Source organism: Streptococcus fryi (assembly GCF_053206505.1).
The window spans coordinates 1-17,096 of sequence record NZ_JBRUGW010000020.1; the positions used below are offsets into that span (position 1 = coordinate 1).

Here is a 17,096-nt window from a genome sequence, read left to right on the forward strand (position 1 = left end):
AGGTTCGTTGAGCAAAATAGTCTGTATCCAAGTAAGGATTGGCGTTTTCTCTGACCTTTGTGTGTCTGACGATAGCAGTATGGTCAACTCGAATGAGTTCTTTATCGCCTGAAGCGAATACCCAACTGCGATTGCCTCTTCTATGCCAATACTTGGTCGAAATCCACCACTGACCTTTCTTTGGATGACGACGTTTCGCCCATCGCCACAATAATTCGTATAACTGATAGTCCAGATAGGAGAAGGCTTCACTAGCACAAACGGATTGGTGGTAGTTTGTCCATCCTCGTATCTGTTGATTCAGTTTCATGATTAAGACTTCTTGTTCCCATGCTTTTCCTCGCTTGAGAATGGTTTCTGAGAATTTACCAATAACTGTTTGAATAGAATTCTTAGAAGGTTTGACAATCAATTTCCCCTTGTACTTCCGAAAATTCCAACCAAGTAGGTCGAAACCATCGTTGATATGAGTTACCAATGTCTTTTCCTCTGACAGCTCTAAACCTCGTCCAAGCAGGAACTCTCTAATCAATTCTTTAGCCTCTAAAGCAATTTCTTGTGTCGCAGCTGTGACGATAAAATCATCCGCATAACGGACAAGATTGACCTTATGACTATTCTTGAATCGAAGGTCGACTTTCCCTAAACGATTGGTGTGGAATCTATCTGATAAGACCTGTTGTAACCCATCTAGTGCCATATTGGCAAGGATAGGCGAAATGATACCACCTTGTGGTGTGCCGTCTTCCGTTGGGAATAACTCCCCCTTGAACACAAAACCTGCTTTAAGGAATTGCTTCAAGATAGATTTATCCATCGGAATGTTCTCCAAGAGCCAGTCATGACTGATAGTGTCAAAACACCCTTTGATATCGCCTTCTAAAATCCATTCAGGAGAAGCTTTTCGTGATAGCGCTGTAAAGATATATTCACAAGCGTCTTGACAGCTTCTTCCTTTTCGGAAGCCGAATGATTTGGTATCTGCGGTTGTCTCTGCGATAGGTTCTAGTGCTAAAGCATAGAGTGCCTGCATAGCTCTATCGTACATGGTCGGAATCCCTAATGGACGTTTCTTCTTTTTCCTCTTTTTGTCGATGTAAACCCGTCTTAACGGACTGGCTTTGTAGCCTTTATCCGTTAGAGACAGGAGAGCTTCCATCTTTTGAGCAGGTGTCGTCCATAGTTCACCATCTATACCAGCTGTTTTCTTGCCTTTGTTAGTCGTTACTCGACGAACGGCAAGTGCCTTGGCATAGAACGAATGGGTTAGTAAATATTGAAGTCTTTTCACTGTGTTAGTGTGTTTGGCTTGAGTAGCCTTGACAATCCTGATTTGTAGCCTATTCACTTCTTGTTCTGCTCTCTTCCAATCAATGCTTTTCCATTGTTTCGCAAGCAGTTGTTTGTGTGATAACTTCTCAGCTGGTGCTGTCGTTGAATATTTATCATTCATAGGTTTACCTCCATTTCTTGTCATGAAATACCATAGGATAAGTCTGCACCCTTTCAGGTCAGGGCAAAGTTTGAACCCCTATCTCCTACCGTTACAGCTGGAGCATTCGCTTTTTATCCTTTCCTCTACCCTCTGTATCATCTATTCCTCTTACGAGTTCAATACCTTCTTTACTAGAAGGAATACATAGGGCTTACCAAGTTCCGTGTTATAAATAATTGTGAATACCTTAGGTGCCATCTTTGAGCCGGGAAGAATATGTCCATTTGTCATCAGGTTACGAAAGCCCCAATGACCTCCTCCGTACCTTTTGGTGTAAGTGTGTCAGCCTTATTTCACTTAGTCCCTGTAACGACTCTTACGATGATTCACATCTGTTCACCATAGTATCCTTATCCTAACAGTCCATCCGATTTTTAGGCTATCAGACTTTCCATATTGTCCCATAGGCTTCCCAACATGACCGTTACCAGTCAAGCAGGCTGTGGTAGGATTACTCCAAATGGATAGAGTAGCTAAACCAGCAATTTATAACACGACTTCTTGTCGCACCTCATTTTCGGGATCAACGATGATGATTTCGGTATCAGTCTCTGCTTCTTTTAACTTGGTTGAGATGATTTCATGCTTAGTCGCCATCCCCTTACCTGCACCTGAAGTTCCTAGAATCAATCCTGATGGGGTATTGAGTTTACCACGGTCAATAGTAATAATGTTACTTGAAATTTGGTTGATGCCATAAAATTTCCCACCCTTGTCCTGAATATCTACGGAAGTCCAAGGTGCATTCACGGCAATGTTTGAAGTCAATAGAGACCGAGAAACACCTTCAAGATAGTTTTTTCCAAATGGCAAGAGACTATTAAAAGCAGCTTCTTGCATATAGGTCAAGTTGTCAATGATCATATCATTAGACCCCGCCACTTGCTTGATAATATCAAGAGATTGTTTGAGTTGGTCTTCAGTATCTGCCAGCACACCAATCAGTAATACGGTGTCAAACAGTTTATCTCCTGTTTGGGTCATGGTTTGAAGAAGAGCTTCTGCTTCATCGATGTTGTTTTCAAGAACATGGCCGACCTTCTCCAAATAGATTCCAGTCCGAGCCATCTTTTGTTGTTCCCCAATCTTTTGTGATTCCATCAAGGTCTTCTTGGTTCGCAGCTTGGTCATGGTTTCAGACTTGGTAGAGCCTTTAGCATGTAGGCTAATCATCACTTCCAAATCTGACTGCATGAGTTCTCGTAAGAACTTATCCCCCAACTCCATCCCATAGTCACGAACATAGACAATCTGAAGCAGTCTATCGTCAATCTCTACATAATTCTTATGTTTGAAAGATAAACTGGTTGGGGCAATAAAGTGCTTGGTTGTTTGTCCTGAACGCACCAGGTCTTGATAAGTAAAGGGCAAATGATTTTCCCCACGCAACATATCAGCCAAGTGATTCACACGGCTTTCTCCACTGAGGAGGGTAAAGTTCGCATCTATTTCAGAAAAACCACTCTTGAAGTATTCTCCAATCTGAGACAGGGAGCGATAAGCGAGTTTCGGATTTTGGTCTGATTTCCCAAAAGAGATGAATTTAACAGCTGAAAAGTTATTTTCTCCAGCTTCTAAGTTATTCTCCATGATACGATTGAGTTCTTCACGATAGGTATCATACCCATCCTCATGAAAAGGATACAAGACACCCTTTCTAAATTTATCCAAGTTGACCCTTTGGTTAAAAATAGTGAGTTGGAAATTGGTCTTGTCATCCAAACTGTTAATCAAGTCTGAATAGGTTTCCATAATCGCTCCCTTATCTTCAAGTCCCACCGTCTGGTAGTTGACATCCCCTAAAAGATAGGACTGGGAAAAATAATCTGGGGTGACTTGCATGAGACCATTAGGAAAAAGGCCTTGGTAAAGAAGCGTATTAACAGTTGTTGGCAGCACCTCTTCTTTTGGTTTACGTGTCTTCTTGTGTTTAGAAGAGGTCTTTGGTTTCATTGAGCGATTTGTTTTTTTCACGTTGTATTCCTTTCTGTCCAGTTAGTGTACGGTCTGGTATGGTCATTTCGTAATGCCATCTATAATTAAGATACGTTTCAAATGGTAAGTCATTAGGGCGATAAACCCCAAATAACATGAGGGGAATGGTAAAGGTAAAGATAAGACCATAGACAAACCAATCCCCAAATTGCCAATAAATGAGGTTTAACCCTAAAATCAGGATGGTAATGGCAATGGCTGGCAAGACAAAGATAACTTGTCGTGTGGTAAAGCCTAGCCAAGCCCTATGTTGGACTTTTGTGATGTCCTTAAAAACACGTGTATTCATAAGACTCCAATCTAAGATGAATATGAAAAAAAGATTGGGAGGAACGTCCTTCCCAATCCTCCTTACATGCCTAGGATACTTCTGGCAGTCCGTTGACTGCCCACCAAGGCAATGACCAATAAAATAGCCTGAACTAAACCACCAAAAGCAGTCGCTAGCGTCTCCATCACTCCCGCCCCATTTGAGAGAGCCAATTTCCCAGCTGATTCAAAGAGGGGAACAAGGGAGATGATTAAGAAAATCAAGACCCCTTGGAGAGCATAGACCATGATATTTTTCAGGTAGCCAATCCCAACACTTCTCCAATCATCGCTGAGGAAGGTCGGAATCGTTAAAGGTGCAAAAGGAATCATGAGATAGAGTTGGATAAAGCGAATGGTAATGAGGAGATTCACCACCATCACACTCACTAATCGCACCAACCATATCAGAATGGCAAAAAAGCCAACAATCAGTTTTCCAATAATACCTGACCCTTTAAGTCCTGAAATGGTCTCATAAGTCGTTCCCTCATGAGAAACGACACCAGCTACGCCTTCAATGATGTGAGAAGCAACGGCTAAAATGGCTTCTACAATAACAGTGGTGTTTGTAATCACTACTGCCACCATGATATAAGAGATAATCATAGGGGCAATAGCTTCAAAGGTCATGGCACCACCTGAGTTGGCGATTTTCTTAGCCATCTTAGAAAACTCAAGGACTAAAACGACTGCTAAGATAGCCACTCCCAAGGGCTGCATCACTCCTTTTGTGATAGCTGACATATATGACCACACGGTTGGGTTATAATCCGCAAGGGATTTGACCAAGTTGGCCGTCGATTCTAAGTCCACGTTAAAGCCTTCAAAAAGGCTATCGCTCGAAATTTTCTCTGACGCTAGAAAGACAAAAGCTGAAGGTAATGTGTTGTTCATGTCATACTTAGCCCTCCTAAATGGTAATTTGGGTGATGAAGGCACCGGCGGCACCTACCATAACACCACCCACAATTTCTAAGATGGCATTGCGGACACCAGGTCCACCATCTTTGATATTGGTTGATAGGTTAATAATGCCCATGACGACAAGAAAGGCGCCTGTCGCAACCATTCCTTTTTGTAAGAGCGCCATGGCTTGGGCAAACATGGAACTAGCGTCCACGCCATAAACAAAGCCTGTTAATTTTTGGTTCATACGATTCCTCTTTTCTATTAGTGTAGTGTGTTTTCTGTACTTAAATCTCTGACCTTATGGCCTGATGGTTCAAACGGAACTTCCTCTGTTTTGAGGGGGTCAATGTGGTAATGCCACCAACGTTCGTCTGACTCCTTATCCGCCAGGTATTGCCAGTTCTTGTGTTTCAAGGGGAAGAACTTTTTCTCCTTAAAAACAGGAACCCCTGCTATTATCACCAAGCACTCATCACGTTTCATGTTTCCAACTTCATCAGGGGTCATGAGATCCCTTGCGATTTTCTGATGAGACGTTGACCCAGACCCTGTTTGGCCATACGACCGACTGGTACTTCTCACATCAATGGTTTGTTTGCCTAAGAGACCACTCATGAACTTGAAGGTCTCTTCATCATTGCCTCCAAGATAAAGCAAGCTATCACAGTTTCCTAGAATGGTTTTCCAAGCCTCCTTCTCCTTATAGAGCCCTTGAAGTTGGGCAATGTTTTGAAGAATGGGTACGAGACTCATGTTTCGTGAACGAACCGTTGAGGTTTGTTCGGCAAAGTCTGGAATTTCACCACAATTCGCAAACTCATCTAGGTAACTTCTGACATGGATAGGCAGTTGTCCCTTAAAGTCCAAATCAGCTTGTCTGGTTAAGGTTGAAAAGACCGTGGAGAAAAAGAGGGCTGAAAGAAATCGAAAGGTGGTGTCATTATCTGGAATAACGAGATAAACCATGGTTTTCTGCATCCCCCATGTCTTTAAGTCCAAGGTATCACGTTTCGTTAAGTCAATGACAGATTGGATGTTAAAGAGGGCAAACTTAGCAGTCGTTACTGCAATCACCGAATCTAAGGTCTTATCCTTGTAGTTTTGGAAGTCTGCCCAGTTACGCATGGTGAAGTTTTCTGTCCCATATGTTTTGGCATAGGTCTCAAACATCACTTCCAAGACACTCTTATCTTGATTTTCTCCTTTGGATAAGAGCTTGATGAGTTTTCCAATTTCAGAAAAAGAGGGGTAACGCCCTCGCTTACGACGACTGTCTGCTTCTTCCTTGGTGCTACCTGGAGGATTGTAAAAATCCACCAAGTAAGAGGAAATGGCTCTGACTAAGGTCATGGACGCCTCATCCCAAAAGGGATCACTGCGACTGCCATTGCCTTTGGTATTATTGAAATAGACCGTAAGCATACGGTTCAAATCATTCTCCGTTTCCACATAACGAAAAGGATTAAAGCCATCTGAGTTTGTCATGTTTACGAGGTCTAAGACCTTGACCTGATAGCCATTTTCTAAAAAGAGCTTCCCTGTCTTTTCAGCTAAGTGATCCTTAGGGTCAACGACAATATTGGAACAGTTAAGCTGAATCAGATTGGGTTTGACAAAGCGAAAGGTCTTCCCTGACCCTGACCCACCAATGACCACAAGGTTCTTATTTCGATCAAACTGGGGAGCTTTCTTTTCTAACAGGGTTAGCCTAACGTTTCGTGACAAAATGGTGTCATTAAAGGGATTCTTACTGAGAAAGGCTTTACGCTCACGATTGTTTCCAAAACGGGCAGAGCCATACTCAGCCCCCTCTCGGTAAACCTTTTGACCAGTTGAGACATAAAGATAGACTAGGCCCATCGTCACAAATCCAAAACAAAAGCCCAAAACTGATTTACCTGTAAAGTTGCCATTCCACAAGGGATTTAAGACCTGATTCTGTCCTTCGCCTAAGAGATAGGCAAGGCGTTCCAAGGGCGGTTGATTAGGAAGACTATCGTAAAGCAAGACTAGTCGATGGCAGAAATAGCCAAGAGCAAGCCCTAAAATACCAAAGATAAAAACTTTTTTCCCTGAGACCATTAGAGAATGACCTCCTTTGTTTTCACAGCAGAGGGTTCTGACATCACAATCTGTTCCTTGGCTTGTGCGATTTCCTCATCAAGGGTTTTATCCATAGTTAGCCCTTTCAGTTTTTCTGGATTGGAAACCAACTTCTGAAGCAACTCATCTAAGTGCTTGTCTAAGAGCGACTTATCCTTAGCATAGAAATGAAGGTAATCTCCTTGCCAACTAATGGCAATAGGAAGGTTTTCTGATTCCACCAATTCCTTAAATTTTTCGACATCAACGGGTTTATCCAAGATGTCTTTTGAGATATTCAGCGACTCAATGGCATAAGGACTTTGAAGGAGTTCTTCTAACTTTTGAACCCCAACTTTATAAGCCGAGTCTTGTGCTAGGGCGTGTCTAGCTGACCACTCTAAGAGTTTTATAAAGACCTTTACCGTAAACATAGCACTCCGTTCCGCATATTGAATCGCTTGGCGTTCCTGTTGTTCGGATGACATCATTTCCTCCTTTATGTGATTCCCCATCAAAACAATAGGGTGCTTTCATGATACGAAAGCACCCTTGATTTTGGTATCACAATAAAGATAGGAAAAAGACAATTCCGTTCCAAGACAGGTGAATAAGTGTGGACGTCAAGCAGTCTGTTTGCCCTCTCACCACACCAAGTGTGAGACCTAAACTCCCATAAAGCACCCAAGTGAATAGACTGGATGGGTGATGAGCTAAAGCAAAAAGGGAACTCGTTAACACAACTTGACTCATTGGTTGAGACAAGATTCCCCACAACACCTCTCTATAAAAGACTTCTTCCACAACACTGGCATTAAGAAGAAAGAAAATAAAGGAGAGAACAGGAATCTGATTTTGAACAGTCACTAATGTTTCTTGATTTGCCTCACTTCTTGAAAATAGAGCACTCATAATAAGAGCAATACTTACCATGACACCTAGACTACCAAGTAACCAAAGTCCTCTCTCCTTAAAGGATAGGTTTCTTTTAGGTATCTGGTACCTTTTCCAGCTCCACAATAGCAGGGCTAGAAATGTCACTTGTAAAACAGGTAACCATGCCCCATTTAGCCAACCAACCAGGTACAAACTCACTAGGTGTACATTGACATGAATGGCTCCGTACATCACTAATAGTCGTTTCATCACTATCTCCTAAACAAATCTTCATAGTCAATCTCTAAGACAGTCACTATTTTCTCCACCCATTTGCCTTGTGGCATGAGACGATGAGATTTGTAGTGACGAAAGGTTTGGTAGAGACGGTTAAACTCACTAGGGTAGACATATTGTCCCTTAAACATCTGTCGAGCAAGGTCAGCCCATGTCATACCCTTCTCCAAAACAAGACTTTCTAAATTTTCCCAAAAGCGTTCGTTCATAGCTCCTCCTTATGTCGTCATGTCCTTAAAAAGATGTTCACGAAAGGAAACCACTTTTTGACTTCTCGGAAGAAAGGTTCTCGCTTCTTCTAAACTCATATCGGGATACACGTTATCCTCACAAACCACAAGTGGGAGACGAAGATTCTGGTTAGGTTTCCGTAGAACTAACGTCACTAACTCACTCAATTTCATCTCTCTATGACCTTTAAATCGTTGTAGCGAGGGGGATAAGAGCGTAAAACAATCACTGCTTTTGGTAAACAAGCCCAATAAGTCTTCACGTGACAGATTACTTACTTCTTTACAGGAGTAGGAAATACCATGCGAGTCACAAAAAGATAGGAGTTTCTGATTCCGACTGTTATTTCGACTTAAATAGATTTCTAACATCACTTCCTCCTACACAGATAGCTCCTTCTCTAATGCTTGAGTTGGTGGGGTAAACACCTTACTCATATCAATAGGTGACCTGCCTTCACCAAAGCACTTCACTGTTATTAATGTGGTGACGACATCATTCTTATCATTCCAAGAATAGCCTTGCCCATATGCCCTAAAGGCGAGATTGTTCTCCTCCGTTAGATAAGTATCAACACCATTTTTGATGTCTTGGGTTTCAATAAATTCAAAAATACGATGTAAGTTGGACTCATAAGCTAACGGATAATTCATTTCTTTGTGGTAGTCATCTTCAAAAGTGACATCAATGTCACAATCATAATTGGTTAAAGAAGCAATCATTTCCGAAAATCTCTCTACTTCTGCTTGATGTATGGCTTCTTCTAGCTCCGTACAGTTCCTAATACTTTTACTATGTAATAATTTCATGTCCTTCTTCCTCTTCAATCTTTCTAAATTCTCTAACAATGGCCTCGATAACAGTGACGGTCACGCTATTGCCTACTTGTTTATACAACTGACTTTTACTTGAAACACTTTCTGCCCTCTCAAAAGCCCAGTCAGGAAATCCTTGTAACCTAAAACACTCTCTTGGGGTTAGGCGTCTGATTCTCAAACGATACAGTTTTCCATCTAGGATTATTCCTGTCACTTCATACCACTTGTCCTTACGGTACTCCAAAGCCGCAACAACCACTCCCATATTGTCAGAAGTGGTCAAGGTATTTGAAATCCCCTTTCCCACTCGACCTCTACGTTTGGTAGACTCTGGGTAAGCAAGGTTGACAGAATCTCCCACTATTGCCTTGGCATAGCCTAGTTTGGTCGCTTCCCTAATTTTCAAATGCGGCGCTTCTTCACGGCAAAGAATCTTAGGAACTTTATCCCCTCCTTGCATGGTTGTCAACGTTGGAGAAAGCCCTGAAAGGTCATAGACTCGTCCAGTTTGGATAAAAGAAGTTGGTAAAGTTCCTGCGACAACTACACCATGCCGATCTTGGCTAGTTAAAGTAAACATCGAATCATCGTTCCCTTTAAAGCGTCTCCCATGTTGGCGTTTTTCTAGCCTATCAGGGGTTAAAACTGGAATGGCAATTTTAGTTCCCTCACCTTTTCCTCTGGTTAAGGTTGGTGCTATCCCACGTGATAAATAGACTTCTCCATTCATCCCTTTGCCTGACGGATTGACATTACCTACTCGTTCAAGACCAGCTGAGCTGTTTTCTCCTCTGAGAGGAAATAGGAATCGGGGACGGTATCTTCTAGAATGTCCGATAATAAAAATTCTTTCACGGTTTTGCGGCACTTGGAAATCTTTACTGTTAAGCACCTGCCATTCAACATCATACCCCAACTCATCCAATGTGGTGAGGATTGTTCTAAACGTCCTGCCCTTGTCGTGACTGAGTAAGCCTTTGACATTTTCGAGGAATAAAAAACGTGGTTGGATCTGTTTGGCCGCTCGAGCAATCTCGAAGAACAGAGTACCTCGAGTATCCTCAAATCCCAATCGTCTGCCTGCGAGTGAAAATGCCTGGCAAGGGAATCCCCCACAGATGATGTCCACTTGCCCTCTAAGTTGTCTAAAGTCTTGGTCTGTGACTTGTCTAATATCATGAAATTCTATTTCTCCTTCGGCGTCATAGATAGTCTTGTAAGATTTTCTCGCAAACTTATCAATCTCACAAAAGCCAATACACTCATGGCCCTGACGGGTTAACCCCAGTCGAAAGCCTCCAATTCCTGCAAACAAATCTAAAAATTTCATGTCTCTCATTCCTTTCTGACAAAACTAAAAAGGACCTTACTTCTTGCGTAACGTCCTTGTTTAACAATGATCTTCCATTTCTGAGGCAGTGATAAGTTCAAAAATGAACCAAATCATTCCTAATCCCCAAATACCTAATAATATCCACCAAAACACCTTACTCACCCCCTTTTAATTCTTTTAAGCGTTGTCCCTTGGTCCATTCGGATAAAACACCATTAAAGACGTATTCCGCTATCCTTTCTACCCTATCAGCAAACCTCATATTCTCTAAAGCGTACTGATAACGATGATCAAAATAAATCATGGCATAATCACTAGCAGCCTGTGAAAGACCAACTTGTCTCAACTGGTCATGTACCAAGCCCCAAATATAATCTTTGTCGTATCTTGTGACTCGGTCTACTTTACGTTTAAAATTGTCATCGTCACTTTTCTTACTTGTTAGACTTTCTTTCTCCTCCTCGTCCTCAATGACTGACTCACTGTCTTTAGTTTCACTCATATCAGTCTCACTAACTTCAGTCTCACTAGTGGCTGAATTTAAGACCGGCCCCGGCTGATTTTGATACCTCCCTAGTGTTTTTTGGACACTACCCCCGTCTGAATTTGAGGCTGGGGTAGGTTCATGTTCCAACTCTCCCAAATAAATCTTATTGGCCATTCGTCCTTTTTCTCTAGAGGATTGTTGGACTTCATCAATCAAGCCATAATCACGTAATGTTTTCTTAATAGCTAGCAACTTAGACTTGGAGCACCCTAGAAGTGCCATGAGTTTGGAGTTAGAATAAACCAAATAGATAGCCCCATCTTCATCAATCCATCCTCTACTCAAAGATAACTCCAAACGGTCTTTTAAAACAGCATAAGCTACTTTAACCTCAAGTTTCATGTCCTTGTAGCGCTCACTCTCAAACAAGAGTTTTGGGAGCTTATAGTAACGTTCTGACGTTTGATAATGATTGGCAGTAATACGTTTCATGATTGTCCCTCCAATACCAATAGACCAACATTCCCCATGTCATCAAACTGGATCAAGCCAAACTCTTCCATTTCAACAACAATCCGCCTTGCTTTCTCGATGTCAATTCTCATGATAGCCATGAGATGACACATCACAATTTGTCGTGATGACTGTTCATTCTTTTGCATGATTTTCCTCCTGAGAATAAAAAAAGCGAGAACACTTATTAAAATGTTCTCGTTTAGTTAATTTACTACTGACGTATCTATTTTTTATCTACGCAGTCGACATCCAAACAGACGTTCACATCAATGTACTTTTTTTGCACCTTTTTTATGTCAAAATCACTCTTTTCAATAAAGACAAAATGCTTGAAAAAGTGCTTAAAATAAAGGATTTTTACCCTTTGCCTCGTTGTAGCAACACTACGCACTCGACGTGTGATGATAGTCAGTTCCTATACTATAAAACGAAAGAGATTAAAGAAAATTGAAATTACACTATTGAACTAAACAAAGAAAGCTTCAAACTCAGTTAGCGATATAACTTTTAGAAGGTAACTCGGTACGACCTCTATTGTAAAAGGCTCCCTGTTCTTGTTGTAAAACATTACCTTTGATAAATTTTCATCAAAAGTAATAACTTCACCTACAGTACCTTTGTTTAGAGTTTTATAATCTTCATTCAACTTAACAAATGCTATTTGTTCATCAACACTATGCCCACTCCCGCCTCCAAGTGGAGTAACAGAAACACTAGTTAGAATAATATCATTAACTGGGAGCACAATTTCCTGACTACCCCTGGTCTTTCCGAATTTTCCATAAATTCCACCACCCATTATGCAATACCTCCTTGAAATATTAGCGAAGTATAGCTAGGATACTGAACTATCTCTATTCCTAAAAAACGTGGATATTGGAAAACTTCATTAGGAATTGCTCCATATACAAGAATAGTATGGGGCTCTAACCGATTAATAATATAGTCTAATCCCTTAATAAAAGATTGACGTTCGGCAGTATCTTTCATGAGACCATGTGAACCAACCGCAATTACACTGTGTTTGCTTAATCCATCACAAGCGATGTCGTAAGTTCTCTCATCTCCCCAGCGAATATTTGGAATCACAGAAATTTCATTTTCTTGTAACCAAGTTCCAATAGCACGGCTGCGGTAAATATTCCAGATTTGCATTGCCAGTGGCATATCACGATATATACTAAAATCCGGTAAAATAACTCCATCATATGACTTTAAAGTTTCTAAGTGTTGCTTAGGGCTCTTCCATATCCCTTCAAAATTAACATCATCTTCATAAAAACATATCCAATTATTGCTAGAACATTGTCTACGTTTTGAAAAAGGAACCATACTAATTGGAAGTTCTCCCTCATAAGAAGAAATGACTGGAATTTCATAATCTCCAGCATATTCTGCATTCTCCACTAGAAATGCATTAAACACATCTTTGCAACCACCTCGGTTACTTTGAATTTTTGACATAAGTCCTCCATTTTTATTGATTTTCAATGGCGACTATGGTAAACTAATGTTGTATCAATTGCGATTACCCGTCGCCCCTCGCCCTTGAGTCCCCACTCAGAGGCTTTTTTTATACCCAACCATCAATTTCATACTTATTTAATTGATATGTAGCCATCTGATGCGAGACTCTACATTTTTCTACTACTTCCTCAATGGACATCTCTTTAACAAGCTTTATTGGAACAAGTAACTCTCCTGCGAAGCAATTTGCTTGCCATTCTGGATCCTCATAAGTTTTCCTGCTTTCAAGTTCTTCAACTGTACGACAAAATACGATTTCTTCATTACGATGTTTAAAAAAATGAAATAGTTCATGAGCAATAGTAGAACGTGAAAATCCGTCTCCCTCACATGCCTTATCATATATATCTTCACGAATCCTTATTAGCTTTTGATGATATAAGGTTTCACCATAACTATTCGGCATAGTGTCTACTGGTACAATTTCAATGTCAAAATATCCAGCTTCAGAAAGACCTTCTAAAACCTCTACTATTGGAAATTCTAACGCATTACCAAGATTAAGCTGTTCTCGAAAATGTCGACTGTATTTCCGTATATCCTTGCGAGAACAAGGCGAAACTCTACAACTTATTGTCATTCAAATCCTCCGTTGTCTTATTTAAGAGTGCAGTAATTCGACCTAAATCTTGCGTGTCAAATCGTTCTATGCTTCTTGCAAAGGCAAATGCAGCATCCTTTTGTAATTGATTTAATGGTTCTAAATCAATTTCTATCAGGTTTTGACTTAATTGTTGTGCCTGTTTCAATTGACTTCTTTGTTCCTCTGTAAACTGGTATAGATTACTTAATTTCTCATCCCAATCTTTTGGGATTTTCTTTTTACCATTTTCAACAGCTGATAAGAAAGCTGAGCTAACTCCTAATTTTTCGGCCATCCTCTTTAGTACTTCACCTTCATCTATTCTAAGTTTTCTTAGATACTTTCCAAACTCCGTAGCCATTAGTTTTCTCCTTTTAATTCATTTTACACAAACATTATAAACCAATCCCAATTCTTTGTCAATCATAACCAAAATTTTTTTAACCTTTTAGGTTAATGATTGTGGAATGAAAAAACTGCAACTCACTCCGCTACAGTTTCTTATTATTTTTGCATATTACCTCAAAGTCTTTAGAAATCCGTTCATTATCTGCAATAAAATTTGTTATAGCCAGACCATCCCGGTGGTCAACATCTCCAATATTTCTTCTTATCTCATTGATTAGTTCTTGGAGTTCCTCGGGTCTAAAACCAATTGTTCTAGAGTCACTTTTTAATAAACCACTTGCAAAACTCAGATTTGATTTTTGCAATAATTCATCTAAATCACTCTTTCGTAATATAAGTTTTGACTTGATAATAATAGTATCAATGATGTAATCTTTGATTTGTGGTACAGTTAAATGAGTTCTCATATATCTTCCTTTTCTCATTGAGCAGTTTGATACAATTGACTTTTTCATCATAAATTATACCACAAAAACGCAGAAAAGGCTGTAACCACTATGGTTTCCCACTGTCGTCACAGCCTTTCGTCTACTTTATAAATCTACTTCAGTGCCTTCCAGGAAGCGAACAGTGATTTCACCTTCAAGTCCTATCGAGATATGGTCTAGCACTCGGCACATGTCTGAAGGGTTGAAGTCTATCTGCGCCTGCCTAAGCAGGTCACTCAATGCCATACTGTAGTGCTTATCAAGCAGACTATTCTCTGCCAAGATTTTCTCCCACTTGCCATCAAGCAAATCAATATTCTCGCTTAATAGCTCTAATGCCTTTATGAAAATCTGCTCAAGTGTCGCCTCATCCAAATGTCTACTGTTACACCCTTCCACTCCCTTAATGCGATAGCGGTTGTTACATTGCCAGACCTTACGTTTACCTCGACTGGTTGTCCAATTCTTTCGACCAAAGGCAGAACCACAGGCTTTACAGTACACCTTGGAAGTAAAAGGGTTGTCCTCACTCTGCATGATATAGGACTTGAGCTGATGATCTTCTCGGTAGGTTTTACGCCTGCCGATTTCTAATTGAACAGTCTCCCAGGTTTCCTCATCAATGATGCCCTCATGGCTATCTTCCACATAGTATTGGTTAACCTGTCCATCATTTTGAATCCGTTTCTTGGTCAAGAAATCAACAGTATAGGTCTTCTGGAGTAAGGCATCACCCTTGTACTTTTCATTTTGAAGCATTTTCTGAATAGCACTTGGATACCAATTGGCTTTTCCTGACCAACCCTTGATATCTTTTGTATTGAGTTCCTTGGCAATGCTTTCTGGACTGTAACCTTTTAAAAACTGGCTATAGATGTATTTAACAACCTCAGCTTGTACTGGATTAATGATCAACCTACCGTTCTCATCCTTGTCGTAGCCCATGAACTTGGTCGTATTGACTTGAACAATGCCACGTTCAAATTTCTTTCGAATTCCCCATGTAGAGTTCTCTGAAATGGAGCGTGATTCGTCTTGGGCAAGTGAAGATAAAATAGTTAAAAGTACTTCTCCTTTGGAATCTAGACTATCGATATTCTCTTTTTCAAAGGTAACACCAATCCCAAGCTCCTTAAGCTCTCGGACATACTTGATACAATCCAAGGTGTTTCTAGCAAATCGAGATATAGATTTAACCAAAATTCTATCCACCTTACCATCCCTACAATCCTGTATCAGTCGGTTAAAAGCATCACGTTTTTTAGTATTGGTTGCTGAAATGCCTTCATCCGCATAGATATCTACAAGCTCATAATCCTCATGCTTTAAGATGTAATCTCGGTAATACCTGACTTGGTTCTCATAGCTTGATAGCTGTTCGTCTTGGTCGGTGGACACCCGACAATAGGCTGCCACTCTTATTTTGCTTGCTTGCTGATGGGTGACCGTCAGCTGCACCTTCTTGGCTGGAATAACTGTAATGTTTTTGCCCATATTCGTTCCTTTCTATCACTGTTACAGGGGTCTTAAGTTTCCACTCTTCAATAGCTTTCTCTGGCACACGCATGCCTTGGCAGGAAGCCTTGCCTTCTTTGATGTACTTTGAGCAACACCAGACTATCTGTTTCTTGTAAGACACCTGTCGCTTGAGAGTTGACCCACAATACTGACACCTCAGCATGCTCGTAAAACGGTAGTGCTTATTCGGTCCCTGTTTCCAAGTGTTGCTGTCAAGTTTATCTTGAACAGCCTGCCACACTTCTTTTGAAACAATAGGCTCATGGTTATCTTCAATCAAGTACTGGGCTACTTCGCCTTGATTCAACCGTCTTTTACCATTAACCCCATGAAGATAGGTCTTTTGTAAGAGTGCTGCACCTTTATGCTTCTCGTTTCGTAACATATGCCCCACTGTCATATCATGCCATCTCGCATTTGAGACTGTAGGAACACCTTCTTCGTTTAAGAGCTTTGCAATGCGGTGCATACCCATGCCATCAAGGTAAAGATGGAAAATCCGTCTCACAATCTGTGCTTCTGCTTCATTGATAACCAACTCTCCCTTGTCGTCCACATCATAACCCATAAAACGCTTGGTGTTGACGACCATCTCCCCACGTTGAAACTTCTTCTGAAACGCCCAACGTTGGTTGGTACTCATACTCTCCAGTTCTTCTTCAGCTAAACTCGCCAAAACCGAAAGCATGACCTCTCCTTCATTGGATAGGGTATTGATGTTCTGTTCTTCAAAGTAGATACCCACACCCAAGACTTTCAACTCACGACTAACTTCGAGAACCGTCATGGTATTCCTCGCAAAACGTGAAATGGACTTGGTGTGTATCAGGTCTATCTGACCCTTTCGACAAGCCTCAAGCATGGCTTGAAAACTCGGTCGCTTCTCCTTTGCCCCTGAAATACCCTTGTCGTAATAGACACCGAGAAAATCAACATCCTCTCGATTGGTGTAGAAATTTTCAAAATACGCCTTCTGGTTTTCAAGGGAATCCAGCTGACTGCTGTTAGTCGTTGATACCCTGACGTAGGCACAGACTCGTTGCTTTTTCTGTTCACTTTTTGCCTTAATTAACCTTACTGCCATTTGGTCTCCTTCCTATGTTATAGCACACTATATATCACTCTAAAGAGAAGATAAGTCAAGTTATCAGCCACTCTCTCCCTCTACCTACTAGGGGACCGAAAGTGCCATTTAGTCCAAACTAAAGAAAAACTTTTTCCCTATATATCTAGGTAAGTTTGAGTGAAAATTTTCCGGTTTTTGAGAAATTTCCCTCCACC

The 17,096-nt window shown here is 40.8% G+C and carries 20 protein-coding genes and 1 pseudogene; all 21 read right to left on the bottom strand.

Going from position 1 to position 17,096, the window contains the following annotated elements:
* A partial coding sequence (gene ltrA, locus ACVRZH_RS06365; RefSeq protein WP_447454467.1) for a group II intron reverse transcriptase/maturase occupies positions 1–1,453 on the bottom strand: 1,453 nt, incomplete at its 3' end.
* 552 nt (positions 1,454–2,005) lie between these two features.
* Positions 2,006–3,469, bottom strand: a pseudogene (locus ACVRZH_RS06370) (VirB4-like conjugal transfer ATPase, CD1110 family); the annotation flags it as partial.
* Positions 3,426–3,779: a PrgI family protein gene (locus ACVRZH_RS06375; RefSeq protein WP_447454468.1), complete on the bottom strand. Its 354-nt coding sequence runs from the start codon at positions 3,777–3,779 to the stop codon at positions 3,426–3,428. The gene ACVRZH_RS06375 and the pseudogene ACVRZH_RS06370, both read right to left, overlap by 44 nt.
* Positions 3,780–3,841: 62 nt before the next feature.
* A complete protein-coding gene (locus tag ACVRZH_RS06380) occupies positions 3,842–4,696 on the bottom strand; it encodes a VirB6/TrbL-like conjugal transfer protein, CD1112 family (RefSeq protein ID WP_447454469.1) in 855 nt (284 codons plus the stop codon).
* 16 nt (positions 4,697–4,712) lie between these two features.
* Entirely contained in the window at positions 4,713–4,955 is a 243-nt protein-coding gene (locus ACVRZH_RS06385; protein WP_001072180.1) for a hypothetical protein, read from the bottom strand.
* A gap of 17 nt (positions 4,956–4,972) precedes the next feature.
* Complete coding sequence (locus ACVRZH_RS06390) at positions 4,973–6,793, bottom strand: VirD4-like conjugal transfer protein, CD1115 family (protein ID WP_447454470.1); 1,821 nt, start codon at positions 6,791–6,793, stop codon at positions 4,973–4,975.
* Complete coding sequence (locus tag ACVRZH_RS06395; protein ID WP_447454471.1) at positions 6,793–7,281, bottom strand: hypothetical protein; 489 nt, start codon at positions 7,279–7,281, stop codon at positions 6,793–6,795. The genes ACVRZH_RS06390 and ACVRZH_RS06395 overlap by 1 nt, the downstream gene beginning before the upstream one ends.
* A gap of 76 nt (positions 7,282–7,357) precedes the next feature.
* On the bottom strand, positions 7,358–7,939 hold the full coding sequence (locus ACVRZH_RS06400) for a CPBP family intramembrane glutamic endopeptidase (RefSeq protein ID WP_447454472.1): 582 nt from the start codon (positions 7,937–7,939) through the stop codon (positions 7,358–7,360).
* Between the two features lie 2 nt (positions 7,940–7,941).
* Positions 7,942–8,175, bottom strand: a complete 234-nt coding sequence (locus ACVRZH_RS06405) for a transcriptional regulator (RefSeq protein WP_111693176.1) — start codon at positions 8,173–8,175, stop codon at positions 7,942–7,944.
* Positions 8,176–8,184: 9 nt separating this feature from the next.
* A complete protein-coding gene (locus tag ACVRZH_RS06410; protein ID WP_447454473.1) occupies positions 8,185–8,568 on the bottom strand; it encodes a hypothetical protein in 384 nt (127 codons plus the stop codon).
* 9 nt (positions 8,569–8,577) lie between these two features.
* Positions 8,578–9,006, bottom strand: a complete 429-nt coding sequence (locus ACVRZH_RS06415; protein WP_447454474.1) for a hypothetical protein — start codon at positions 9,004–9,006, stop codon at positions 8,578–8,580.
* Positions 8,990–10,345: a DNA (cytosine-5-)-methyltransferase gene (gene dcm, locus ACVRZH_RS06420; RefSeq protein ID WP_447454475.1), complete on the bottom strand. Its 1,356-nt coding sequence runs from the start codon at positions 10,343–10,345 to the stop codon at positions 8,990–8,992. The genes ACVRZH_RS06415 and dcm overlap by 17 nt, the downstream gene beginning before the upstream one ends.
* A gap of 157 nt (positions 10,346–10,502) precedes the next feature.
* A complete protein-coding gene (locus tag ACVRZH_RS06425; protein ID WP_447454476.1) occupies positions 10,503–11,327 on the bottom strand; it encodes a replication initiator protein A in 825 nt (274 codons plus the stop codon).
* A complete protein-coding gene (locus ACVRZH_RS06430; RefSeq protein ID WP_447454477.1) occupies positions 11,324–11,497 on the bottom strand; it encodes a hypothetical protein in 174 nt (57 codons plus the stop codon). Before ACVRZH_RS06430 ends, ACVRZH_RS06425 begins: the two co-directional genes overlap by 4 nt.
* 320 nt (positions 11,498–11,817) lie before the next feature.
* Positions 11,818–12,150: a hypothetical protein gene (locus tag ACVRZH_RS06435; RefSeq protein WP_447454478.1), complete on the bottom strand. Its 333-nt coding sequence runs from the start codon at positions 12,148–12,150 to the stop codon at positions 11,818–11,820.
* Positions 12,150–12,815, bottom strand: a complete 666-nt coding sequence (locus ACVRZH_RS06440; RefSeq protein ID WP_447454479.1) for a DUF4417 domain-containing protein — start codon at positions 12,813–12,815, stop codon at positions 12,150–12,152. Before ACVRZH_RS06440 ends, ACVRZH_RS06435 begins: the two co-directional genes overlap by 1 nt.
* A gap of 109 nt (positions 12,816–12,924) precedes the next feature.
* Positions 12,925–13,458 carry an ImmA/IrrE family metallo-endopeptidase gene (locus ACVRZH_RS06445; RefSeq protein ID WP_447454480.1) on the bottom strand — a complete coding sequence of 178 codons (534 nt, stop codon included), beginning with the start codon at positions 13,456–13,458 and terminating at the stop codon, positions 12,925–12,927.
* Positions 13,442–13,822 carry a helix-turn-helix domain-containing protein gene (locus ACVRZH_RS06450; RefSeq protein WP_447454481.1) on the bottom strand — a complete coding sequence of 127 codons (381 nt, stop codon included), beginning with the start codon at positions 13,820–13,822 and terminating at the stop codon, positions 13,442–13,444. Before ACVRZH_RS06450 ends, ACVRZH_RS06445 begins: the two co-directional genes overlap by 17 nt.
* A 130-nt stretch (positions 13,823–13,952) precedes the next feature.
* Positions 13,953–14,276 (bottom strand): hypothetical protein, encoded by a 324-nt coding sequence (locus tag ACVRZH_RS06455; protein WP_447454482.1) that lies wholly within the window; start codon positions 14,274–14,276, stop codon positions 13,953–13,955.
* Between the two features lie 126 nt (positions 14,277–14,402).
* Positions 14,403–15,755: a recombinase family protein gene (locus ACVRZH_RS06460; RefSeq protein ID WP_447454505.1), complete on the bottom strand. Its 1,353-nt coding sequence runs from the start codon at positions 15,753–15,755 to the stop codon at positions 14,403–14,405.
* On the bottom strand, positions 15,658–16,899 hold the full coding sequence (locus ACVRZH_RS06465) for a recombinase family protein (protein ID WP_447454483.1): 1,242 nt from the start codon (positions 16,897–16,899) through the stop codon (positions 15,658–15,660). Before ACVRZH_RS06465 ends, ACVRZH_RS06460 begins: the two co-directional genes overlap by 98 nt.
* Positions 16,900–17,096 lie beyond the last annotated feature (197 nt).